General features: G+C 61.2%; 20 protein-coding genes. 12 read left to right on the forward strand and 8 right to left on the reverse strand.

The annotated features are described in order from the left end of the window. Positions 1-91 precede the first annotated feature (91 nt). Positions 92-430, reverse strand: a complete 339-nt coding sequence (locus ACZ5M5_RS00300; protein ID WP_060739861.1) for a DOPA 4,5-dioxygenase family protein — start codon at positions 428-430, stop codon at positions 92-94. Between the two features lie 84 nt (positions 431-514). Between ACZ5M5_RS00300 and ACZ5M5_RS00305 the strand changes: the two genes are divergently transcribed. Further along, positions 515-1174, forward strand: a complete 660-nt coding sequence (locus tag ACZ5M5_RS00305; protein WP_103308610.1) for an NAD(P)-dependent oxidoreductase — start codon at positions 515-517, stop codon at positions 1172-1174. 84 nt (positions 1175-1258) lie between these two features. Here the strand turns inward: ACZ5M5_RS00305 and ACZ5M5_RS00310 are convergent, their stop codons facing one another. Beyond that, positions 1259-2209 carry a choline sulfate utilization transcriptional regulator gene (locus ACZ5M5_RS00310; protein ID WP_103308609.1) on the reverse strand — a complete coding sequence of 317 codons (951 nt, stop codon included), beginning with the start codon at positions 2207-2209 and terminating at the stop codon, positions 1259-1261. A gap of 114 nt (positions 2210-2323) precedes the next feature. Between ACZ5M5_RS00310 and betC the strand changes: the two genes are divergently transcribed. The 3 genes from betC (at position 2324) to ACZ5M5_RS00325 (ending at position 6552) form a co-directional block, all read left to right on the forward strand. Continuing rightward, positions 2324-3838 (forward strand): choline-sulfatase, encoded by a 1515-nt coding sequence (gene betC, locus ACZ5M5_RS00315; RefSeq protein WP_103308608.1) that lies wholly within the window; start codon positions 2324-2326, stop codon positions 3836-3838. A gap of 16 nt (positions 3839-3854) precedes the next feature. Further along, positions 3855-4775, forward strand: coding sequence for a choline ABC transporter substrate-binding protein (choX, locus tag ACZ5M5_RS00320; protein ID WP_092167778.1), 921 nt, complete (start codon positions 3855-3857; stop codon positions 4773-4775). A gap of 208 nt (positions 4776-4983) precedes the next feature. Continuing rightward, positions 4984-6552 carry a SulP family inorganic anion transporter gene (locus ACZ5M5_RS00325; protein ID WP_464738418.1) on the forward strand — a complete coding sequence of 523 codons (1569 nt, stop codon included), beginning with the start codon at positions 4984-4986 and terminating at the stop codon, positions 6550-6552. Positions 6553-6664: 112 nt separating this feature from the next. Here ACZ5M5_RS00325 and aroE read toward each other — a convergent pair whose 3' ends face one another. Beyond that, positions 6665-7486: a shikimate dehydrogenase gene (gene aroE / locus ACZ5M5_RS00330; RefSeq protein WP_464738419.1), complete on the reverse strand. Its 822-nt coding sequence runs from the start codon at positions 7484-7486 to the stop codon at positions 6665-6667. 13 nt (positions 7487-7499) lie between these two features. After that, positions 7500-8414 (reverse strand): oxygen-dependent coproporphyrinogen oxidase, encoded by a 915-nt coding sequence (hemF, locus tag ACZ5M5_RS00335; RefSeq protein WP_464738420.1) that lies wholly within the window; start codon positions 8412-8414, stop codon positions 7500-7502. A 163-nt stretch (positions 8415-8577) separates the two neighbouring features. Between hemF and ACZ5M5_RS00340 the strand changes: the two genes are divergently transcribed. Then, the gene (locus tag ACZ5M5_RS00340) at positions 8578-9555 is read left to right on the forward strand and encodes a quinone oxidoreductase family protein (protein ID WP_464738421.1); all 978 of its coding nucleotides are present in this window, start codon (positions 8578-8580) and stop codon (positions 9553-9555) included. Between the two features lie 289 nt (positions 9556-9844). Here the strand turns inward: ACZ5M5_RS00340 and tsaC are convergent, their stop codons facing one another. The 3 genes from tsaC to ACZ5M5_RS00355 form a co-directional block, all read right to left on the reverse strand. Next, positions 9845-10402 carry an L-threonylcarbamoyladenylate synthase type 1 TsaC gene (gene tsaC, locus ACZ5M5_RS00345; RefSeq protein ID WP_014335849.1) on the reverse strand — a complete coding sequence of 186 codons (558 nt, stop codon included), beginning with the start codon at positions 10400-10402 and terminating at the stop codon, positions 9845-9847. Between the two features lie 61 nt (positions 10403-10463). Continuing rightward, on the reverse strand, positions 10464-11558 hold the full coding sequence (gene dprA / locus ACZ5M5_RS00350; protein WP_192261839.1) for a DNA-processing protein DprA: 1095 nt from the start codon (positions 11556-11558) through the stop codon (positions 10464-10466). Between the two features lie 80 nt (positions 11559-11638). After that, a complete protein-coding gene (locus tag ACZ5M5_RS00355) occupies positions 11639-12664 on the reverse strand; it encodes a LysM peptidoglycan-binding domain-containing protein (RefSeq protein ID WP_060739850.1) in 1026 nt (341 codons plus the stop codon). Positions 12665-12834: 170 nt separating this feature from the next. On the opposite strand from ACZ5M5_RS00355, the gene def reads away from it, so the two are divergent. From def to ACZ5M5_RS00380, 5 genes are all read left to right on the forward strand, one after another. Then, complete coding sequence (gene def, locus ACZ5M5_RS00360; protein WP_003196300.1) at positions 12835-13341, forward strand: peptide deformylase; 507 nt, start codon at positions 12835-12837, stop codon at positions 13339-13341. Between the two features lie 71 nt (positions 13342-13412). Further along, positions 13413-14372, forward strand: coding sequence for a methionyl-tRNA formyltransferase (gene fmt, locus ACZ5M5_RS00365; RefSeq protein WP_464738422.1), 960 nt, complete (start codon positions 13413-13415; stop codon positions 14370-14372). Then, positions 14369-15679 (forward strand): 16S rRNA (cytosine(967)-C(5))-methyltransferase RsmB, encoded by a 1311-nt coding sequence (gene rsmB / locus ACZ5M5_RS00370; protein WP_464738423.1) that lies wholly within the window; start codon positions 14369-14371, stop codon positions 15677-15679. Before fmt ends, rsmB begins: the two co-directional genes overlap by 4 nt. Positions 15680-15703: 24 nt before the next feature. Beyond that, on the forward strand, positions 15704-17077 hold the full coding sequence (trkA, locus tag ACZ5M5_RS00375; protein ID WP_060739847.1) for a Trk system potassium transporter TrkA: 1374 nt from the start codon (positions 15704-15706) through the stop codon (positions 17075-17077). A 177-nt stretch (positions 17078-17254) separates the two neighbouring features. Further along, entirely contained in the window at positions 17255-17566 is a 312-nt protein-coding gene (locus ACZ5M5_RS00380; RefSeq protein WP_060739846.1) for a tetratricopeptide repeat protein, read from the forward strand. A 181-nt stretch (positions 17567-17747) separates the two neighbouring features. Here the strand turns inward: ACZ5M5_RS00380 and ACZ5M5_RS00385 are convergent, their stop codons facing one another. After that, complete coding sequence (locus tag ACZ5M5_RS00385; protein WP_464738424.1) at positions 17748-18077, reverse strand: hypothetical protein; 330 nt, start codon at positions 18075-18077, stop codon at positions 17748-17750. Positions 18078-18694: 617 nt separating this feature from the next. On the opposite strand from ACZ5M5_RS00385, the gene ACZ5M5_RS00390 reads away from it, so the two are divergent. Both ACZ5M5_RS00390 and ACZ5M5_RS00395 read left to right on the forward strand, forming a co-directional pair. Continuing rightward, on the forward strand, positions 18695-20248 hold the full coding sequence (locus ACZ5M5_RS00390; RefSeq protein WP_464738425.1) for a hypothetical protein: 1554 nt from the start codon (positions 18695-18697) through the stop codon (positions 20246-20248). Positions 20249-20714: 466 nt separating this feature from the next. Next, positions 20715-21365 carry a DUF2459 domain-containing protein gene (locus ACZ5M5_RS00395; RefSeq protein WP_464738426.1) on the forward strand — a complete coding sequence of 217 codons (651 nt, stop codon included), beginning with the start codon at positions 20715-20717 and terminating at the stop codon, positions 21363-21365. Positions 21366-21426: the final 61 nt, after the last annotated feature.

Below are 21426 nucleotides of genomic sequence, written 5' to 3' on the forward strand. Positions count from 1 at the left end.
GAGCTTGCTCCCGCTGGGCTGCGAAGCGGCCCCAGGATTTTGCGGCCGCTGCGCGACCGAGCGGGAGCAAGCTCCCTCGCCACAACAGCAATCAGGTGCTTGCTTTAAACGCTGAAAGATTCAACGGCCGCACCGCGCCCATCCAGATCGCATGCTCGGTGTGGTCCGTCAGGTCATCGCCGGTCTCCGGGTGCAGGAAAATCACCAGGCCCTTGCGATTCAGCGCCAGCCACGGCAGGACCACGCCGATGTACTGCGGATCGAACGCCAACTGACAGCTCCAGTCCGGGTGCGGGCCGACCGGACGTTGATGGACACGGCCCATTTTCAGCGGGAACAGCTGCGCCGCTTCCTCGCACAGGGCCCGCGCCTGGTCGAGGGTGCTGGCGTCGAAATACACGTGGGCGTGGTAGCCCTTGATCCGCTGCATCTGTACTCCTTGGAAAAGAGGCCGAACCCTCGCCGTTTGCCGCGGGTCAGAGCCTTTACATGCGCGTTAAAGAGGAAAACAGCCATGAAAAACGCTGAAACCCCGGTCATCAAAGTGGTGCTCTATGGTGCCATGAGCAGCCTCGGCAGTGCGTTGATGGCTGAAATGCTGCGGCGCCAGCATGAGGTCATTGCGATTCTCGACGATCTTACCGCCCTGGCTCCACGCCCGGGCCTGCGGACCAAGACCGGCGATCTTTTCGACCCGGAGCGGGTCAAGCAAAGCGTTGCCGGCGCCAGCGCCGTGGTGTGCCTGTTGAACGCGCCCGGATTGCCGATGAACAGCGAACAAGTGGAGCGCACCTTGATTCCCGGCCCGGTGGAGCAAGTCCTGGCGGTGGATGCCCTGATCGCCGGCATGCAGGCGGTGAGCGTGCCCCGGTTGTTCCTGATCGGCGACTTCGCCGTGCTCGACGAAGAGCAGGCCGACGACGATTTGCAGCGCCATGCCGCCGAAGAAGTGCTCGACGCCCTGAAGAACAGCACCTTGCAATGGACCTTGGTCAACGCCCCTTACGCGGCGCCTGGCCTGGGCATCGAGCATTTCAGTCAGGTCAGCACCAGCCTCGAACCCGGCCTGGCCGAATCCCTGGAGCGGCTTAACCGCGTGGCGGTCGGCATCGCCGATGAGCTGCACCTGAAGCTGCATGTGGGCGAGCATGTCAGCTTTGTGGCCGCCCACTAGCTGTCGACATTCACACCCGTGGCGAGGGAGCTTGCTCCCGCTGGGCTGCGAAGCAGCCCCAAAAACATGGCGCTCGCCACGGCCTCAAACCGCAATCGAAGGCAACGGCAACCCCGTGAGCGATTCGGCGCTATTGGCCTGTTCTTCCATCAGCCAGTCGACGAATTGCCTGATCAACACACCGCGTCGTTTACGCTGGGGCAAGACCACGTAATACCCCAGCCGCGACAGCACCGTTTCGGCGATCGGACGACACAGCAGCCCCTGGGCCAATAAGTTATCCACAAGGTGTCGCCAGCCGATGGCGACGCCTTGGCCACCAATCGCCGCCTGGATGAGGAGCGTGTAGTTGTCGAAGCGCAATTGCCCGGGGGCGGGCGGCGATGTGATGCCCAGCTCGCGGAATACGCCACTCCAGTCGAACCAGCTGTTGCTGTTGCTCGCGCGCAGGTGCAGCAATGGAAACTCCGCCAAGGCCTGGGCGGGCAAGGGCAGGGGGCGATCCTTGAGCAGCAGCGGGCTGCACACCGGAAAGACTTCTTCGCTGAACAGCCAGCGACTTTCACCTTGTTTGAAGCGACCGTCGCCGAACAGCACGGCAACGTCGATATCGGTCCGCAACATGTTGTGATTGCGTTCGCTGGTCACCAGACTCACGTCCACCTGGGGGTTGGCGGCGTGAAAGCGATGCAGGCGCGGCATCAGCCAGTAAGCGGCGAAGGCGAAGTCCGTGGCGACCTGCAGCACCTCATGTTGGTGTTGGGCGGTGATCGCGCTCAGCCCGGCATCGATGCTTTGCAAACCGGCCTGCACTTGCTCGAACAGGATCGTCCCGGCCTCGGTCAGTTCGATGCCACGGTAGATCCGGTCGAACAACCGCGTACCCAGTTGCTCTTCCAGGCGCTTGATCTGCTGGCTGATGGCCGGTTGCGTGGTGCCCAGCTCAATCGCCGCCGCCGTAAAACTTTGTTGGCGGGCCGCGGCTTCAAAGGCACGGAACAGTTCCAGGGACAGGTCACCCAAGGCGTCATACATAAGCTGTGCTTATCCTAGTCATTATCCTGCATGGGCTTTACCCCAAAACCCGGGGGCTACATGCTCAATCGCAGCAATGTCGCATAACTGCCTACTATGGAATGCCGCGAATACATGAAGCGCAAGAACATTCTTTTCATCATGGCCGATCAAATGGCCGCGCCAATGTTGCCGATCTACGGTCCTTCGCCGATCAAGCTGCCGAACCTGTCGCGCCTGGCCGCCGAGGGCGTGGTGTTCGACGCCGCCTATTGCAACAGCCCGCTGTGCGCGCCGTCGCGTTTCACGTTGGTGAGCGGCCAGTTGCCCAGCAAGATCGGCGCCTACGACAACGCGGCGGATTTTCCTGCAGACGTGCCGACCTACGCCCATTACCTGCGCCGTCTCGGCTATCGCACGGCGCTGTCCGGCAAGATGCACTTTTGCGGTCCCGACCAACTGCACGGCTACGAAGAGCGCCTGACCAGCGACATTTACCCGGCCGACTACGGCTGGGCAGTGAACTGGGACGAGCCGGACGTGCGGCCGAGCTGGTATCACAACATGTCGTCGGTGTTGCAGGCCGGCCCTTGCGTGCGCACCAACCAGCTGGATTTCGATGAAGAAGTGGTGTTCAAGGCCCAACAGTACCTGTTCGACCACATCCGCGAAGACGGTGACCAGCCGTTCTGCCTCACCGTATCGATGACCCACCCACACGACCCGTACACGATTCCCAAGGCGTTCTGGGATTTGTATGACGACAACGACATTCCGTTGCCGCAGACCCCGGCGCAAACGGACCTCGATCCACATTCCCAGCGGCTGTTGAAGGTCTATGACCTGTGGGACAAACCACTGCCTGTGGATAAGATTCGTGATGCCCGCCGCGCCTATTTCGGCGCGTGCAGCTACATTGACAGCAACGTCGGCAAGCTGCTGCAAACCCTGGAGGATACCGGTCTGCTGGACGACACGATCATCGTCTTCTCCGGCGATCATGGAGACATGCTCGGCGAAAAAGGCCTGTGGTACAAAATGCACTGGTTTGAAATGGCTGCCCGCGTACCGTTGCTCATCAGCGCGCCGGGGCAGTTCGCCAGCGGCCGGGTGGGGGCGGCGGTGTCCACCGCCGACCTGCTGCCGACCCTGGTGGAACTGGCCGGCGGTACCCTGGAACCCGGCTTGCCACTGGATGGCCGTTCGCTGGTGCCGCATCTGCAAGGGCAGGGCGGGCATGACGAAGTTTTCGGTGAATACATGGCCGAAGGCACCATCAGCCCCTTGATGATGATCCGTCGTGGCCCGTGGAAATTCATCTACAGCGAAGATGACCCGTGCCTGCTGTTCGACGTGCGCAACGATCCCAAGGAGCTGGAAGATCTCAGCCAGTCTCCCGAGCATCAAACCCTCTTCGCCGATTTTCTCGTCGAGGCGCGGGCCAAGTGGGATATTCCGGCTATTCACCAACAGGTGCTCGCCAGCCAGCGCCGCCGCCGTTTTGTCGCCCAGGCGCTGACCCTGGGCAAACTCAAGAGCTGGGACCACCAGCCGCTGGTGGACGCCAGCCAGCAGTACATGCGTAACCACATCGACCTCGACGATCTGGAGCGCAAGGCCCGTTATCCACAACCCTGCCAAAACCAATAACGTAAGGGGCACGCACATGCAAAAGTTATCCACAGTACTCACCGCTGGACTGTTGGCGTTGAGCAGTGTTTCGGCCTGGGCCGAGCAAAGCTGCGAGACCGTGAAAATGGCCGATCCGGGCTGGAGCGACATTGCCGCGACCAACGCCATCACCGGTTTCCTGTTGGACGGGATGGGCTACAAGGCCAAGGTCGATACCCTTGCGGTGCCGATTACCTTCGGTGGCCTCAAGGACGGCCAGGTGGATGTGTTCCTGGGTAACTGGATGCCGGCGCAGCAGGGTTTCTATGACAAGTTCGTGGCCACTGGCGATGTCACGCAACTGGCCAAGAACCTCGACGGCACCGAGTTCACCCTGGCGGTCCCGGACTACGTCTGGGACGCCGGTGTGCATAACTTTGCCGACCTGAACAAATTCGCCGACAAGTTCGATAAGAAGATCTACGGCATCGGCTCCGGTGCCCCGGCCAACCTCTCCCTGAAAGAAATCATCAAGACCAATGACTTCGGCATGGGCGAGTGGAAACTGGTGGAGTCCAGCGAGCAGGCGATGCTGGCGGAAGTCTCCCGGGCAGTGAAGAAACAGAAGTTCGTGACCTTCCTCGGCTGGACGCCGCACCCGATGAACGTGCAGTTGAAAATGCACTACCTCAAGGGCGGCGAGAAGTATTTCGGCGATACGGGCAGCGTCTACACCTTGACCCGCAAGGGTTATGCACAGGCCTGCCCGAACGTTGGCAAGCTGCTGACCAACCTGAGCTTCACCCAGGAAATGGAGAACAGCATCATGGCCGAGGTGGTGAACAACAAAGTCAGCAACGCCGATGCGGCCAAGGCCTGGATCAAGGCCAACCCGGCAGTGCTGGACAAGTGGCTGGACGGCGTGAAGACCCTGGATGGCAAGGATGCGTTGGCGGCGGTGAAGGCCAAGCTCTGACAGCCCCGCTGCTTTGCGGGCGCGGAGCACTGTAGAGAGGAAATCCATGTGGGAGCAAGGCTTGCCCGCGATGAAGACGACTCGGTCTTTCAGAGACCGAGGTGCCTGTTTCGCGAGCAAGCTTTGCTCCCACATAAATCCCCTCGCCACAGGGAGAACGGTGCCCGGTCCTGATACCCTTGCCCCATTCCCCCATCCTTGAGGCCCCATGGCAATCCCCACGCGCCATTCACTCTTTCCGTTCCTGAGCTGGCTGCCCCGACAGACCCGCGCCAGTGTCGGCCGCGACCTGATCGTCGGCCTGAGCGGCGCGATTCTCGCGTTGCCGCAATCCATTGCCTACGCCCTGATTGCCGGTTTGCCGCCTGAATATGGCTTGTACGCGGCGATCGTGCCGGTGCTGATCGCCTGCCTCTGGGGTTCGTCGTGGCACCTGATCTGCGGCCCTACGGCGGCAATCTCCATCGTCTTGTACGCCACCGTCAGTCCGTTGGCCGTGCCCGCCAGCCAGGACTACATCACCTTGATCCTGCTGCTGACAGTCCTGGCGGGGATTTTCCAGTGGCTGCTGGGGCTGTTGCGTTTCGGCGCGCTGGTGAATTTCGTCTCCCACTCGGTGGTGCTGGGTTTCACCCTGGGGGCGGCGGTGGTGATCGCATTGGGGCAGTTGCCGAACCTGCTGGGCCTCGATTTGCCCAATGAAGCCACGGCATTGAAGGGCCTGCTGATGTTGGTCAGCCATATCGAGGCTGTGGATAAACCGTCATTGCTGCTGGGATTGGGCACGCTGCTCCTGGGCGTGGTGCTCAAGCGCCTGCTGCCGCGCTGGCCGAGCCTGTTGATAACTTTAATCATCAGCAGCCTGGTGGTCTGGCTGTGGCCGGCGATGTTCGGGCATGTGGCGCTGGTCAGCGCCTTCGCCGGGCGCCTGCCGCCGCTGACGCTGCTGCCGCTGGACCTGGAACTGATCCTGCGCTTGCTGCCCGGGGCCGTCGCGGTGGGCATGCTCGGGCTGGTCACCAGCTTGTCCATCGCCCGTTCGTTGTCGGTACGTTCCGGGCAATTGCTCGATGCGAATCAGGAGGTGAGGGCGCAGGGGCTTTCCAACCTCGTTGGCGGATTTTTCTCCGGATCCTTGTCGGCCGGTTCCTTCACCCGTTCCGGCCTCAGCTATGAAGCCGGGGCCTGCTCGCCCCTGGCCGGGGTGTTCTCGGCCTTGTGGGTGGCGTTGTTTGCGGTCGCCGGGGCGAAACTGATCGCGCACATCCCGATTCCGGCCATGGCCGGCAGCATCCTGCTGATCGCCTGGGGGCTGGTGGACCACCGTGGTATCCGGGCGTTGTACCGCGTAAGCCGCGCCGAATTCATGGTGATGAGCCTGACCTGCCTGGCCACGTTGCTGCTGGAACTGCAAACCGCCATCTACGCCGGTGTACTGGCTTCGCTGTTCTTCTACCTCAAGCGCACCTCACAGCCGCGGGTGCAGCACTTTCGCGAGGGGGAGGCGGAGATCCTGCGGGTGGGTGGCTCGATCTTTTTCGGCGCCAGCCATTACCTGCAAGTACGCCTGCAACGGCTGCAGGCGCAGCGGGTGGTCATCGATGCCCAGCAGATCAACTTCATCGATTATTCCGGGGTGGAAATGCTCCACCAGGAAGCCCGGCGCCTACGCGCCCAGGGGCGTAGCCTGACCTTGCGCAAGGCCAGGCCCCAGGTGGTGGAGGAGTTGTTGAAGCTGGAGGGACCGGAGCATTGCCCGATCCATTTTGAGGATTGAACTGATTCAACCCTGTAGGAGCTGCCGAAGGCTGCGATCTTCTTTCATGTGCGACTCAATTGTCTGGGGCAAGATCGCAGCCTCGTTGCACTCGACAGCTCCTACGCAGTTCCTACAGCGCCAATTGGCGGCGCAACTCGGCCAGCACCGGCGCGGTGTCCGGGCGTACCCCGCGCCACAGGTAGAACGCTTCGCCCGCCTGCTCGGCCAACATGCCCAGGCCATCCATCGCCACCGCCGCACCGTGTTCGCTGGCCCAACGGCAGAATGAGGTCGGTTCCTTGCCATACATCATGTCGTAGCAGACCGTTTTGCCGGGCTCGATCAAGCTGGCGGCAATCGGCGGTACATCCCCCGACAGGCTCGCGGAGGTGGCGTTGATGATCAGGTCCACCGGCTCTTGCAGCCAATCGAAGCCACTGGCCGAGACCGGGCCCAGGTCGGCGAACGACTTGGCCAGCCCTTCGGCTTTTTCCACCGTGCGGTTGGCGATGATCACCGAGGCCGGCGCTTCGGCCAGCAGCGGCTCCAGCGCGCCGCGCACCGCGCCGCCGGCCCCTAGCAACAGGATGCGCTTGCCCTGGAGGCTGAAGCCGGCGTTGACGGTCAGGTCCCGGACCAGCCCGGCGCCGTCGGTGTTGTCACCCAACAGGCGGCCGTCGGCCAGTTTGCTCAACGTATTGACCGCCCCGGCCCGCTGGGCCCGCTCGGTCAGGGTGTCGGCCAGGCGGAAGGCGTCTTCCTTGAACGGCACCGTGACGTTTGCCCCACGGCCCTCGCGGAAAAATGCCCGGGCGCAACCGGAGAAATCCTCCAGCGGTGCCAGCAGCGTGCTGTAGTCCAGGGTTTGCCCGGTCTGCTCGGCAAACAGGCGATGGATCAACGGCGACTTGCTGTGGCCGATCGGGTTACCCATTACAACGTAGCGATCCATGGAATATCCCCGTTCAGGCCTTCGCCAGCCAATCGCGATCCTGCAGGAAGTACTCGGTCAGCCGTGCCTCTTCGCTTCCCGGCTCGGCTTTCCAGTCATAGCCCCAGCGTACTTGCGGCGGCAGGGACATCAGGATCGACTCGGTACGTCCGCCCGATTGCAGCCCGAACAGGGTGCCGCGGTCGTAGACCAGGTTGAATTCCACGTAGCGCCCACGGCGAAATTCCTGGAATTCCCGTTGCTTGGCGGTGAACGCGTCATGCTTGCGGCGACGCACGATGGGCAGGTAGGCGTCGATATAGGCGTCGCCGATGGCGCGAATGAAGGCGAAGCAGGTGTCGAAACCCCACTCGTTCAGGTCGTCGAAAAACAGGCCGCCGATGCCCCGGGGCTCGTTGCGATGCTTGAGGTGGAAGTAGCTGTCGCACCAGGCCTTGTAGCGCGGGTACACCTCGGGGCCGAACGGCGCGCAGGCTTGCTCGGCGACGCGGTGCCAATGCACGCAATCCTCTTCTACGCCGTAGTAAGGGGTCAGGTCGAAGCCACCGCCAAACCACCAGACCGGCTCTTCGCCTTCCTTTTCGGCGATGAAGAAACGCACGTTGGCGTGGGAGGTCGGCACGTGTGGGTTGTGCGGGTGGATCACCAGCGACACGCCCAAGGCTTCGAAGCCGCGCCCGGCCAGTTCCGGCCGATGGGCGCTGGCCGAGGGTGGGAGGCCGCTGCCAAAGACGTGGGAAAAGTTGACGCCGCCCTTTTCGATCACCGTGCCGTTTTCGATCACCCGCGTGCGACCGCCACCCCCGGCCGGCCGGGTCCAGGCATCTTCGACGAAGCGCGTGCCGCCGTCCTCGGCTTCCAGGGTGGCGCAGATGCGGTCTTGCAGGTCGAGCAGATAGGCTTTCACGGCCTCGGTACGAGTGGACATGACGTCACCTTGATCAGGGCTACGCTACGCGGCGTATAGCGGGCCGGTGGCAAATGGGCGCACAGGATACCACCGCACTTGCCCACGCCACAGTTGACGACGGTCAAGCTTAGGAGTCCGATAGCAGGCTTGGTAAAAAGTCTGCGACAAGGAGAAAGTGAAGATGGCCAAACGTATCCAGTTCAGTTCCCACGGCGGTCCCGAAGTACTCGAGTATGTCGACTATCAGCCGGCCGAGCCGGGCCCGCAGCAGGTACGCGTCAGCAACAAGGCAATCGGCCTGAATTTCATCGACACCTACTACCGCAGCGGTCTTTATCCGCCACCGGCGCTGCCTTCGAGCCTGGGCGCCGAGGGTGCGGGCGTGGTCGAGGCCATCGGTCCCGGTGTCACGCGGTTCAAGGTCGGCGACCGGGTGGCGTATGGCAGCGGACCGCTGGGGGCCTACAGCGATGTGCATGTGTTGCCCGAAGCCAACCTGGTGCATCTGCCCGAATCCATCAGTTTCGAACAGGCCGCCGGCGTGATGCTCAAGGGCCTGACCGTGCAATACCTGTTGCGCCAGACCTACGAACTCAAGGGTGGCGAAACCATCCTGTTCCATGCCGCCGCCGGTGGCGTGGGCTCCTTGGCCTGCCAGTGGGCCAAGGCCTTGGGCGTGAAGCTGATCGGTACCGTCAGCTCGCCGGAAAAAGCCGCCATCGCCAAATCCCACGGCGCCTGGGAAACCATCGACTACAGCAAGGAAAACGTCGCACAGCGCGTGCTGGAATTGACTGACGGCAAGAAGGTGCCCGTGGTGTACGACGGCGTTGGCAAGGACACCTGGTTGACCTCCCTGGACAGCGTCGCCCCCCGTGGCCTGGTGGTGAGCTTCGGCAATGCCTCGGGGGCGGTGGAGGGTGTGAACCTGGGGATTCTTTCGGCCAAGGGCTCGCTGTACGTCACCCGCCCGACCCTGGCGACGTACGCCAACAATGCCGAAAACCTGCAGCGCATGGCCGATGAACTGTTCGGGATGATCAGTAGCGGCAAGCTCACGGTGGACATCAACCAGCGTTATCCATTGGCGGAAGCGGCCAAGGCCCAGACCGAGCTGTCGGCGCGGCGCACGACGGGGTCGACCATTCTCCTGCCCTGAGATTTGGTGGTTCAGATTGTTTGAAAACCTGTGGGAGCGAGCTTGCTCGCGATAGCGGTGCGTCAGTCAACATCAATGCTGGCTGATCTGATGCCATCGCGAGCAAGCTCGCTCCCACAAGGGTTTTGCAGTGTCCACAGATCCGGCATTCGCCACAAATTCCTGTGGGAGCGAGCTTGCTCGCGATAGCGGTGTGTCAGTCGATATCAATACTGGCTGACCTGACGCCATCGCGAGCAAGCCCGCTCCCACAGTGGTTTTGTGCAAGATGCAGAGTTTGTATCCGGGCTCAGTCCGGGCGCACGACCTTGCCAGTAGCCAGGTCACGAATCACGCTGGGGTTCTTGCGCCCGCCCAGGTTGCCGCCGAGCACCAGATCGATCTGCCCACGGAAATATTGCTCGACGCGAATCCGCGTGCGCGCCGCCGGGCGTCCTTGGGGGTTGGCCGAGGTGGACACCAGCGGCCCGACCAACGAGCACAAGTCGCGCACGGTGGGATGATCGCTGACCCGCAGCGCGACGGTGTCGTGCACGCCGGTGATCCATTCCGGCAGCAGGTTCTGGTGCGGCACCAGCCAGGTGTTGGGGCCCGGCCAGGTGCTGGCCATGCGGTCCATCCAGGTTTCGGGGAAGTCTTCGAACAGGAAGTCGAACTGGTGGATGTTGTCAGCCACCAGGATCAGGCCTTTGTCGGGCAGCCGCGACTTGATCGCCAGCAGGCGCTCCACCGCCTCCTCGTTCCACGGGTCACAACCCAGGCCCCAGACCGCTTCGGTTGGATAGGCAATCACCGCCCCGGCGCGAATTTCTCGCGCGGCTTGTTGCACACGCCAACTGTTGACCATGAAAGTTTCTCCCGCAACGCAAATAAGGCTGTGGGCAGTTTACCGATCTTCCCCATAAAACCTAGCGTGCAAACCAGCGCCCGTTGTCACAGGTGGCGCGTCCTTCCATTTCCAGCTCGGTCAACGCCGCCAACACTTTGGGCAAGCCCCAGCCGCTGGCGTCGGCCAATGCCTCGCTGCTCAACGGCGCAGCGTGCAGCAGGCGCAGCAGCGGATGGGTCACCGGCTCAGGCGTCGCGGCCAGCGGCAACTGCTGCCAACCGCGCAACGCTTCGAGGATGTGCTCGACGGTTTCCACCAGCGCCGCACCGTCGCGGATCAGCTGATGGCAGCCCCGGGCGCCAGGGTGATGGATCGATCCAGGAATGGCATACACCTCGCGGCCCTGTTCCGCCGCCAGTCGGGCGGTGATCAGCGAGCCGCTGGCGACACTGGCTTCCACCACCAGCACCCCCAGGGACAAGCCGCTGATGATTCGGTTGCGGCGCGGAAAGTTGCTGGCGTGGGGCGCCGCGTCCAACGGAAACTCCGACAGCACCGCGCTGCCTTGGGCAATCATCGCGTCCGCCAGCCGACGATTGCGCTGTGGATAAAAATTTTCCAGGCCGGTGCCCAACACGCCGACGGTGCGCCCGCCAACGTCCAGCGCCGCCTGATGGGCCGCCGCATCGATGCCCAAGGCCAGGCCGCTGGTGATGACAAAACCGGCCCCGGCCAGGCTGCGGGAAAACGCCGCCGCAGTGTCCATGCCCGGCCGCGAGGCCCGGCGACTGCCGACCATCGCCAGCTGCGGTTTTTCCAGAATAGTGGCATCGCCCGCGACGAACAGCAGCGGTGGCGCGTCGCTGATCTGTGCCAGCAGCGCCGGGTAGTCGGGTTGGTCCCACATCAGTAAATGCTGGCCCGCACGCTCTAGCCAGGCCAATGCATGGGCGGCGCCGTCACGCACATCCGGGTTGCGTCGCGCCTCGGCGCAGGCGATGGGCAAGCCCAGTGCTCGCCAGGCACTCGCCGGTGCACTGATGGCTTTGGAGGCCGAGCCGAAGGCCTCCATCAGGGTCATGAAACGCTTGGGACCGAGTTCCGGCAAGCGGTGAAGACGTAGCCGGGCCTCCAGTTCCGCAGGGGAAACCGGAGCAGATTCAGGTAATGACATGCGATCATCCTTGACCGTTATGAGCCCCGTACAAACGGGAACAAGCTGTGGATAACTCTGTTGGTAACTTGTGAGACCCGTTATGGATTACGGACCTTGTCCAGCACCGACAGCGAGCGCGAGGCGTACAGCACCAAGCCGTAGCTGAGCTTGTCGTAAGTGCGGAACACCATCAGCAGGCCGGCCCGCTCATCGGGGATTTTCACCGGCTCGCCAGTGATGCGGTCGCGCACGGTTTCACCGGTCTTCATCACCGCCAGTACGTTGCCTTCGATCAGCCCATCGCGGCGGCCCTTGTTCAGGGTGACCACGTCCAGCGCGCCGATCTGGGTCACGCCCCGGGGCACGTCCAGGATCAACCCGTTGATGTCCGATTTTGGCGCGCTGGGCATGAAGGTCGAATTGATCGAGCGCTCTTCGCCGCTGAACAGGCGATCACCCAGGCGCACTTCCTGGGTGGTGCGTTGCAGGGCCAGGGTGGTGACATCGCCCTCGGTGGCGACCACTTCGCCGCCGCCGATGTCGTCGGCGTTGATACCCAGAAATTCCTTGGTCTCGGGGTCGGTGTAGACCTTGCCCTGGCGGAAGATGCCGTAGGCCGACTGGTTCGAGTCGAATGTGCCACGGGCGAAGACCCGATCCCCCATGCCGCTGAGCACCCGCTCGGCATTGCCGGCGACGACGTAGGGCGCCTTGTCGAAATCCTCAGGCGTGTCGACGATGCGGTTGCTCAGCAGGAAGCTGTTGATGGCTTGCAGCGGAATGCTCGGGATGGCGTCGGCCACCGGCGAACTGCGAATGCGTGGCGACAGCTTGATGGTGCCGCGGGAGGCGCCGCGATTGAGGGTCAGGCGCGGCTGGCCGTTGACGTAGACCAGGGACAGGGTATCGCCCGGATAGATCAGGTTGGGGTTTTCGATCTGCGGGTTGGCCTGCCAGAGTTCGGGCCATTTCCACGGCTCGCGCAGGTATTTGCCGGAAATGTCCCACAATGTGTCCCCCGTCACCACCGTGTATTGCTGGGGAAAACCTTCCCGAAGTTGCACTTGCCCATGCGCGATACCGGCCGAAGCCAGGAGCAGCAGGGCGAGTAGTGATTTCCTCATGCGGTGAATCCCTTTATTATGTGCGTTCGCGTAAAACGCCAGAGCCCCCGTGGCTCGCTGCCCTGCGGAGCTGTTTTCCCCAAGGGCAACGTTTTACAACGGTAGCCTGCATCCCAAGACACGCCAGGCCAGCCACCCGACTTTACCTCACACGTGCATTTATCAAGCTTATGGCCATTTTGAACATTCTCGAATTTCCGGACCCGCGCCTGCGCACGATCGCCAAACCGGTGGCCGTAGTGGACGACGAAGTGCGTCAGTTGGTCGATGACATGTTTGAAACAATGTATGAGGCGCCAGGCATCGGCCTCGCCGCGACCCAGGTCAACGTGCACAAGCGTATCGTCGTGATGGACCTTTCCGAAGACCGCAGCGAGCCGCGGGTGTTCATCAACCCCGAGTTCGAAACCCTGACCGACGAGATGGACCAGTACCAGGAAGGCTGCCTTTCGGTGCCAGGCTTCTATGAAAACGTCGACCGTCCGCAGAAGGTCAAGATCAAGGCCCTGGACCGTGACGGCCAGCCGTATGAACTGATCGCCGAAGGCTTGCTGGCGGTGTGCATCCAGCACGAGTGCGACCACCTCAACGGCAAGCTGTTCGTGGATTACCTGTCTACCCTCAAGCGTGACCGGATCAAGAAAAAACTGGAAAAACTTCATCGCCAGAATGCTTGATGCCTCCTTTCAAAGGCTTGCCACGGCAAGCCTTTTTCTTTTTGCGACCGCTTTGTAATTGAGAGCTTCCCATGACTGAGCCCCTGCGCATCGTCTTTGCCGGCACTCCCGAATTTGCCGCCGAACACCTCAAGGCCCTGCTGGCCAGCCCCCACGACATCGTCGCGGTCTACACCCAGCCGGACCGGCCGGCCGGTCGCGGGCAAAAACTGATGCCCAGCCCGGTCAAGCAGCTTGCCCTGGAACACGGCATCCAGGTGTTGCAGCCACCGACCCTGCGGGACGCGCAGGCCCAGGCCGAACTGGCGGCGCTGCAGCCGGACTTGATGGTGGTGGTCGCCTACGGCCTGATCCTGCCCCAAGTGGTGCTGGATATCCCGCGCCTGGGCTGCATCAACAGTCACGCCTCGCTGCTGCCGCGCTGGCGCGGCGCCGCGCCGATCCAGCGTGCGGTGGAAGCCGGCGATGCCGAGAGCGGCGTGACGGTGATGCGCATGGAAGCCGGCCTGGACACCGGGCCGATGCTGCTCAAGGTCAGCACCCCCATCAGCGCCGACGACACCGGTGGCAGCCTGCACGACCGCCTCGCGCTCATCGGCCCGCCCGCCGTGGTCGAGGCCATTGCCGGCCTGGCTGCCGGCACGCTGGAAGGTGAAGTGCAGGATGACAGCCTCGCCACCTACGCGCACAAATTGAACAAGGACGAAGCCCGTATCGACTGGAGCCGCCCAGCCATCGAGCTGGAGCGCCTGGTGCGGGCCTTCAACCCGTGGCCGATCTGCCACAGCACCTTGAACGGCGAAGCCCTGAAAGTGCTGGCGGCCAATTACGCCGAAGGGAAGGGCGCACCGGGTGAAATCCTCAGCGCCAGCAAGGACGGTCTCGTCGTTGCCTGCGGTGAGCAGGCGCTGTGCCTGACGCGCCTGCAACTGCCCGGTGGCAAGGCGCTGAACTTCAGCGACCTGTTCAACAGCCGCCGTGAGAAATTTGCCGTCGGCACCGTCCTCGGCCAAGCGACGGACGCCTCATGAACCCGCGTCTGGCCGCCGCCAAGGCCCTTGCCGCGGTACTCAGCGGGAAAGCCTCGCTGAACAGTTCCCTGCCGACCCAACTGGACAAGGTGGAAGACCGTGATCGCGGTTTCACCCAGGACCTGGCATTCGGCACCGCCCGCTGGCAGCCGCGGCTGTCGGCCCTGGCGGCCAAGCTGTTGCAGAAGCCGTTCAAGGCCGCCGATGCCGACGTCGAAGCGCTGCTGCTGGTGGGGCTCTATCAACTGCTCTACACCCGTGTCCCGGCCCACGCTGCCATCGGCGAAACCGTGGGCTGCGCCGACAAGCTGAAAAAGCCCTGGGCCAAGGCCCTGCTCAATGCCGTGTTGCGCCGTGCCCAACGGGAAAGCGAAACCCTGCTGGCCGAGCTGGAACACGACCCGGTGGTGCGCACCGCCCACCCGCGATGGTTGCAGAAATCCCTGAAGGCCTTCTGGCCCGAACAATGGGAAGCCATCTGTGCGGCCAACAACGCCCATCCGCCGATGATCCTGCGGGTCAATCGTCGCCACCATACCCGCGACGCCTACTTGGCGTTGCTGGGTGAGGCGGGTATCCCGGCCATCCCGTGCCAGTACAGTCGCGACGGTATTGTGTTGGAAACCCCGGGTGACGTACGTGCGTTGCCGGGCTTCGCCGAAGGCTGGATCAGCGTCCAGGACGAAGCCGCGCAACTGGCCGCCGACCTGCTGGAGCTGGCGCCCGGGCAACGGGTACTGGACGCCTGCTGCGCGCCCGGTGGCAAAACCTGTCACATCCTCGAGGTCGAGCCGAAGCTGGCCGGCGTGGTGGCGGTGGACCTGGAGGCCAAGCGCCTGGTGCGGGTCAAGGAAAACCTCGAACGGCTGGGCCTCGACGCCCAACTGATCGCCGCCGACGGCCGCGACACCGCAACTTGGTGGGACGGCAAACCGTTCCAGCGCATCCTGCTGGACGCGCCGTGCTCGGCCACCGGGGTGATCCGTCGCCACCCGGACATCAAGCTCACCCGCCAGCCGGACGACATCGTCGCGCTGGCCACGTTGCAAGGCGAACTGCTCGATGCTCTGTGGCAAACCCTCGAAGTGGGCGGCATGTTGCTCTACGCCACCTGTTCGACCTTGCCCACCGAGAACACCGAAGTGATCGAGGCCTTCCTCGCCCGCACCCCGGGCGCCCGGGAACTGGACATCGCCAGCCAGGCCGGCCTGAAGCAGCCCCATGGCCGCCAGTTGCTGGCCCAGGAAGGCGGGCACGACGGCTTCTACTACGCCAAGCTGATCAAGATCGCCGCCGCACGCGGTTAAGACCGATTCGATAGGAGTGACTGGATGAAAATCATCATCCTCGGCGCAGGGCAGGTCGGCGGTTCGCTGGCGGAACATCTGGCCAGCGAGGCCAACGACATCACCGTGGTCGACACCGACGGCGAACGCCTGCGCGACCTTGGCGATCGCCTCGACATCCGCACGGTACAAGGCCGGGGCTCGTTGCCCACGGTGCTGCGCCAGGCCGGTGCCGACGATGCCGACATGCTGGTGGCCGTAACCAACAGCGACGAAACCAACATGGTCGCCTGCCAGGTCGCCCACACCCTGTTCCACACCCCGACCAAAATCGCCCGGGTGCGCGAGGCCGCCTACCTGACCCGTGCCGACCTGTTCGACAACGAAGCGATCCCGGTGGACGTGCTGATCAGCCCCGAGCAGGTGGTGACCAACTACATCAAGCGCCTGATCGAGCACCCCGGCGCCCTGCAGGTGATCGACTTCGCCGAAGGCAAGGCCCAACTGGTGGCGGTCAAGGCCTACTACGGTGGGCCGCTGGTGGGCCAGCAACTGCGCCAATTGCGCGAACACATGCCGAACGTGGAGACCCGGGTCGCGGCGATTTTCCGCCGGGACCGGCCGATCCTGCCCCAGGGCGATACGGTGATCGAAGCCGATGACGAAGTGTTTTTCATCGCCGCCAAGGCGAATATTCGCGCGGTGATGAGCGAAATGCGCCGCCTCGACGAGAACTACAAGCGCATCGTCATCGCCGGTGGCGGGCAGATCGGCGAGCGCCTGGCCGAAGCCATCGAAAGCCGCTACCAGGTCAAGATCATCGAGATGAACCCGGCCCGCTGCCGCTACCTCTCGGACACCCTCGACAGCACCGTGGTGCTGCAAGGCAGCGCCTCCGACCGCGACCTGCTGCTGGAAGAAAACATCGCCGACGCCGACATCTTCCTGGCCCTGACCAACGACGACGAAGCCAACATCATGTCGTCGCTGCTGGCCAAGCGCCTTGGGGCGAGGAAAGTGATGACCATCATCAACAACCCGGCCTACGTCGACCTGATCCAGGGCGGCGACATCGACATCGCCATCAGCCCGCAACTGGCGACCATCGGCACCTTGCTCGCCCACGTGCGCCGCGGCGACATCGTCAGCGTCCACTCCCTGCGCCGCGGCGCGGCCGAAGCCATCGAAGCCATTGCCCACGGCGATGCCAAGTCCAGCAAAGTGATCGGCAAAGCCATCCGCGACATCGGCCTGCCACCCGGCACCACCATCGGCGCAATCATCCGCGACGAAGAAGTCCTGATCGCCCACGACGACACCACGATCAAGACCGGCGACCATGTCATCCTGTTCCTGGTGGACAAGAAGCACATTCGCGATGTCGAGAAGCTGTTCCATGTGGGGTTGAGTTTCTTCTGATCTGGGATGTGCAGTGACAGAAAGGGCCTCATCGCGAGCAAGCTCGCTCCCACAGAGGATCGCCATTGCTCACAAATGCAGTGAGCAACCCCAACCCCCTGTGGGAGCGAGCTTGCTCGCGATAGCTATCTAGCAGCCAACCGATCAACCCCTGACACAACAGATAAGGACGCCGTCATGCTCGACTCCCTGGAAAAAATGCTCGCCAAAGGCATGGATAACGCCCTGCTGCGCTTCGGCCTGGGCAAAGGCTACCTGGACCTCGGCGAATTCCCCCGCGCCGCCGAACACTTCCAACGCTGCGTCGAACTCGACCCCAAGTATTCAGCCGCCTGGAAACTACTGGGCAAGGCCCACCAAGGCCAAGGCGACCTACCAGCCGCCCGCCAAGCCTGGGAACAAGGCCTCGAAGCTGCCCGCGCCCACGGCGACAAGCAGGCGGAAAAAGAAATGACCGTGTTCCTCAAAAAGCTGGATCGCCACCACTGACTTTGCACAAAACCGCTTTTTGTGGCGAGGGAGCTTGCTCCCGCTTGAGTGCGAAGCACTCACAAAAAAGCCCACCTCCCAATCCACTGCCGATCCGCTGAAAGCTCAGACGGCGCAAAATCTGTGGGAGCAAAGCTTGCTCGCGATAGCGGTAGATCAGCCAAACCGGTTGTCGACTGACCTACCCCAAACGCCAGCAAGTTTTGCTCCCACAGGTTTGTGGCTTAACTGACTGGTATTCCCCCGCTCCCCAATCCACCAAGCTGAATGATTTGAATCCAATCCGCCCGTTGTAGAGAATCGCCACCTTAGCCCCAAAAGGATGCGGGTTATGAAGTTCGAAGGGACTTTCCAATACAGGGGCAATCACGGGATCTTCTTCAACGTCTCGCGGGTTACCCTTGACAGCAACGGTATGCCTGATCTGCCGCGCGCCGTTCTTCATCAGAAGGCGGACGAAATCGACAAGCAAATCCGCGAATTGATGGCGCTCCGTGACACGCTCCGGCATGTCGCCGAGTGCCCGCGCCTTCGCATATGGAATGCCCCACCTTCAAACTGCTCATGGAGGCCGCGGGAAAGGCGATGCCCGTGAGGAAGAATTTCACGAGCAAGCGACGGTAGGTTTCGGAGACTACATTCGAACACTCAGTGAAATCAGCGGCCGGATGGCCATGGGATCCGCACTGATCTCTACGTAACTGGACGAGAGCCATTGAATAGCTATCATCATAAGTACCTGTGTATCCATACGCTGAAACTCATTGCAGCGTAGGAGGCACACAGCGGCAAGGCATGGATGTCAAGTAAGCATTTGGCCCATTCCTTAACATCCTTTGGATGGAGCTAGATGATGAATAGAATCAGTCTCTCGGCATGCGCACTCTATTTGATCAGCACTTCAGCATACGCAGGTATTGAATGGAAAGTCGTCGACTCATTTAGATTGATAGACTATAGCGGAGCAAACTCGAGATTCGAGATATCCAATAAAGAAACAGCCTATGACTTCGTCACATCCAGACTTTCAAATCGAGATAGCGAAAACTTACCCCCATAAACAGATCTCGTCTAAATAATCCCAAGAAAGACTACTTCTTCCCTACCCACCAAACCGTCTCCGCCAAATTGGTTACGCCGCCTGCGGGCGATTGCGTCTGGCAATATCAAACACTTGTCACGACTATTAAGTGCACCGAAACTCTAACCTTTGAGGCTTTGACGCAATTTGGAGAAGGCAATGCCACACTCAGAGTTAAAGCCCTGTCAAGCAACTATTCTGACGAGACCTTCGTTGTGGTGAGAGATAGGTTGATTCTCGGCCTGGGCGACTCCTTTGCGTCGGGCGAGGGAAATCCAGACATTCCCACCAAGGCCAGCCAAAGCGGGCTGATTTTTATGGCGGAAAACAATAGGGAAATATATAGCACCGGTAGATGGATGAAATTCACTGATCTATGGGTACAAAAAAAAGCGCAGTGGTTTGATAGGCAATGCCATCGTTCCATGCTCAGTCAGCATGTGCTTGCTGGTTTGCGCTTGGCCAATTTTAATGACAAGGAGAGCGTCACCTTATTGCCTTTGGCATGCTCTGGAGCCGAAGTTCTTGATGGTATTTTATTGCCACAGAAGAACCCTCCTGGAGGAGGCGCTTATGTAAACGACTCGCAGATAAACCTTGCAGTAAAAAGCCTCTGCCGCACCGGAGAACTAACAATCGATACTCAAACATTTTATCGAGGCTACACCGGTTCAGGAGTCATGAAGAAAGTTCAAGGTAAGATCTATAAATGCCAAGGCGAATTACGTGTCCCAGATGCGATATTACTCAGTATTGGTGGAAATGATGTAGGTTTCGCCCCGTCGATCGCATGGGCAACAATTCCTAGTGATGGGCGACACTTCTTTGGCACTCGCGCAGTAAACATAACCAACAAGGTAATCGATCCTGTCTGCCCGAAAGAAACCGGACAAAAAATCTGCAAGAAAAATAAGCCAGTGGGAATCGACAGAATAAAATACTGGCTTCCAAAATATTACGAGTACCTCTCGCAGCAGCTTTCCAGCGTAGGACTATCAAAAAACCAGAACAACATATATCTCACCGCGTATCCAAACCCAATCTACATTGAAGATGGACAGACATTATGTGGAAAAGAACGAAGCGCCGATCTTGTTGAGCAAGCTAGGAGCAGAATTCCCTTATTCATGAGGCCTGCAGTTTGGGAGATGCAGATTACCCAAGGTGAAATAGGTGACATCAAAAAAGGTCTCATTGATCCACTTTATCAAGAAATGAAATCAGCCGCTCAGAATCACAATTGGAACTTCATTGAGGGCCATCTTGAAAGAATTAAATCACATGGAATCTGTGCCGATTATGTAAGGAAGGAATATTACACTGATAAGCATGGAAAACGGCATGCGATCCCGTTGTATCCGCATATCCGGAAGGGTGCTTGGTATCCTGCTGGGCCATGGGAAGAATGGGCCTATGATCCAAACCGCACTCGTTGGTTCCGCAACACTAATGACTCGGTGCTTTTCCAGAACGACGAGTCGGAGTCTGTGATGAACGGAGCGTTTCATCCCGACTATCGCGCGCATGCAGTCATGGCGGATCAAATTTACGATTCGGTGAGCAAAGCCTGGGTAACCCAGCTGCCGATGGCCACCAAGTAACCTGAAGCGCGGGCGTGGCTTGTAGTGGACACTCCAAGCTGCGTGCCGTGCACTCTGCACGAAGCTCCCCCAGCACTGGCACATGAACAGCTTTGCCGAACCCGCCGCCTCGATAATGTGAGCCGCCCGCCGGTAAGCGTCCGCCGCATACACTTTGCACTTCTAAACGTGCGACCACTGATGCGGCAGTAACTCCGTAATCTCACTCGCTCGCAGCATCGGCAGACGAGTTAGATCTTCCTTTTGCTAGATGAAAGGGCAGCAGCCTTGCAGTGTGTAGGAGTGGGAACGGCGCTTTGCTGCCCGAGCCAGGGTATGTTGGTGGCTTTCAGGGATAAAGTGGTTACCCTCTCCTTTTTTTCTACTGCTTTGAGTGTCTAAGCGCCATAGTTGCTTCTGGCAGAGATAGCGCCAACCCCGCTGGGGTTTTTCCACGTTTCATTAGCGAGCCTCCAAGCCCTTGTGTATGCGCATTGTAGTGCTGGCCCTGGTCCTCACGCTGTTCGGCTGCGCTACCGCGTCGGACCCGCCGACGGGCGAGGGTGGCGATTGGCGGTCCTTCTACGTGGTGAATCATGGCCTGCATACCGGGTTGGTCATTGCGCGCCCCGATCTACTTCAGGTGCTTCCCGCACTGGCCGAAGCGTTCAGCGACGGCGACTTCGTTGAGTTCGGCTGGGGTGACGAGGACTTTTACCGAGCCCCACAGGCCACCTTGAGCCTCGCCCTGCGAGCCTTGTTCGGGTCGACGGCAACCGTGCTGCATGCGGTCAAGATTGACGGGGACCCCAGGCAGCGTTTCGCCGCAAGCGAGGTCATCGAAGTGCGGGTGACGGAGGACGGCTACCAACGACTGCTCGCGTTCGTGGCCAGGACCTTCACCCACTCAGCGACGGGCACCTTGGTGGTGCTCGGGCCTGGGCTGTATGGAGAGAGCCGGTTCTACCAGGCCGAGGGTCGCTATTCGCTGTTTTATACCTGCAATACCTGGGTCGCAGAGGCGCTGGCCGCGAGCAGTTGCCCAATGTCGCCTACAGCGGTGATTACGGCGGGGAACGTTATGTCGCAGTTGCGTCGGGCGACAGTGGTCGGTGCATCCTGCCTGGCTACCCGCTAACCCGTGCCTGACGGTGGGTGTGTATTTCAGTGATGCTGGCATCCAGTTCCAGTGAAGGTGA

Source organism: Pseudomonas sp. Van50, assembly GCF_055390755.1.

What these genes read in the sequence shown, in the direction of transcription:
- ACZ5M5_RS00310 (WP_103308609.1), bottom strand. Translation starts at nt 2,209, where the DNA reads ATGTATGACGCCTTGGGTGACCTGTCCCTGGAACTGTTCCGTGCCTTT.
- fmt (WP_464738422.1), top strand. Translation starts at nt 13,413, where the DNA reads ATGACTGAGCCCCTGCGCATCGTCTTTGCCGGCACTCCCGAATTTGCC.
- tsaC (WP_014335849.1), bottom strand. Translation starts at nt 10,402, where the DNA reads ATGGTCAACAGTTGGCGTGTGCAACAAGCCGCGCGAGAAATTCGCGCC.
- ACZ5M5_RS00395 (WP_464738426.1), top strand. Translation starts at nt 20,715, where the DNA reads ATGCGCATTGTAGTGCTGGCCCTGGTCCTCACGCTGTTCGGCTGCGCT.
- trkA (WP_060739847.1), top strand. Translation starts at nt 15,704, where the DNA reads ATGAAAATCATCATCCTCGGCGCAGGGCAGGTCGGCGGTTCGCTGGCG.
- ACZ5M5_RS00385 (WP_464738424.1), bottom strand. Translation starts at nt 18,077, where the DNA reads ATGCCGGAGCGTGTCACGGAGCGCCATCAATTCGCGGATTTGCTTGTC.
- dprA (WP_192261839.1), bottom strand. Translation starts at nt 11,558, where the DNA reads ATGTCATTACCTGAATCTGCTCCGGTTTCCCCTGCGGAACTGGAGGCC.
- ACZ5M5_RS00380 (WP_060739846.1), top strand. Translation starts at nt 17,255, where the DNA reads ATGCTCGACTCCCTGGAAAAAATGCTCGCCAAAGGCATGGATAACGCC.
- ACZ5M5_RS00355 (WP_060739850.1), bottom strand. Translation starts at nt 12,664, where the DNA reads ATGAGGAAATCACTACTCGCCCTGCTGCTCCTGGCTTCGGCCGGTATC.
- ACZ5M5_RS00305 (WP_103308610.1), top strand. Translation starts at nt 515, where the DNA reads ATGAAAAACGCTGAAACCCCGGTCATCAAAGTGGTGCTCTATGGTGCC.
- ACZ5M5_RS00340 (WP_464738421.1), top strand. Translation starts at nt 8,578, where the DNA reads ATGGCCAAACGTATCCAGTTCAGTTCCCACGGCGGTCCCGAAGTACTC.
- betC (WP_103308608.1), top strand. Translation starts at nt 2,324, where the DNA reads ATGAAGCGCAAGAACATTCTTTTCATCATGGCCGATCAAATGGCCGCG.
- hemF (WP_464738420.1), bottom strand. Translation starts at nt 8,414, where the DNA reads ATGTCCACTCGTACCGAGGCCGTGAAAGCCTATCTGCTCGACCTGCAA.
- aroE (WP_464738419.1), bottom strand. Translation starts at nt 7,486, where the DNA reads ATGGATCGCTACGTTGTAATGGGTAACCCGATCGGCCACAGCAAGTCG.
- ACZ5M5_RS00325 (WP_464738418.1), top strand. Translation starts at nt 4,984, where the DNA reads ATGGCAATCCCCACGCGCCATTCACTCTTTCCGTTCCTGAGCTGGCTG.
- rsmB (WP_464738423.1), top strand. Translation starts at nt 14,369, where the DNA reads ATGAACCCGCGTCTGGCCGCCGCCAAGGCCCTTGCCGCGGTACTCAGC.
- def (WP_003196300.1), top strand. Translation starts at nt 12,835, where the DNA reads ATGGCCATTTTGAACATTCTCGAATTTCCGGACCCGCGCCTGCGCACG.
- choX (WP_092167778.1), top strand. Translation starts at nt 3,855, where the DNA reads ATGCAAAAGTTATCCACAGTACTCACCGCTGGACTGTTGGCGTTGAGC.
- ACZ5M5_RS00300 (WP_060739861.1), bottom strand. Translation starts at nt 430, where the DNA reads ATGCAGCGGATCAAGGGCTACCACGCCCACGTGTATTTCGACGCCAGC.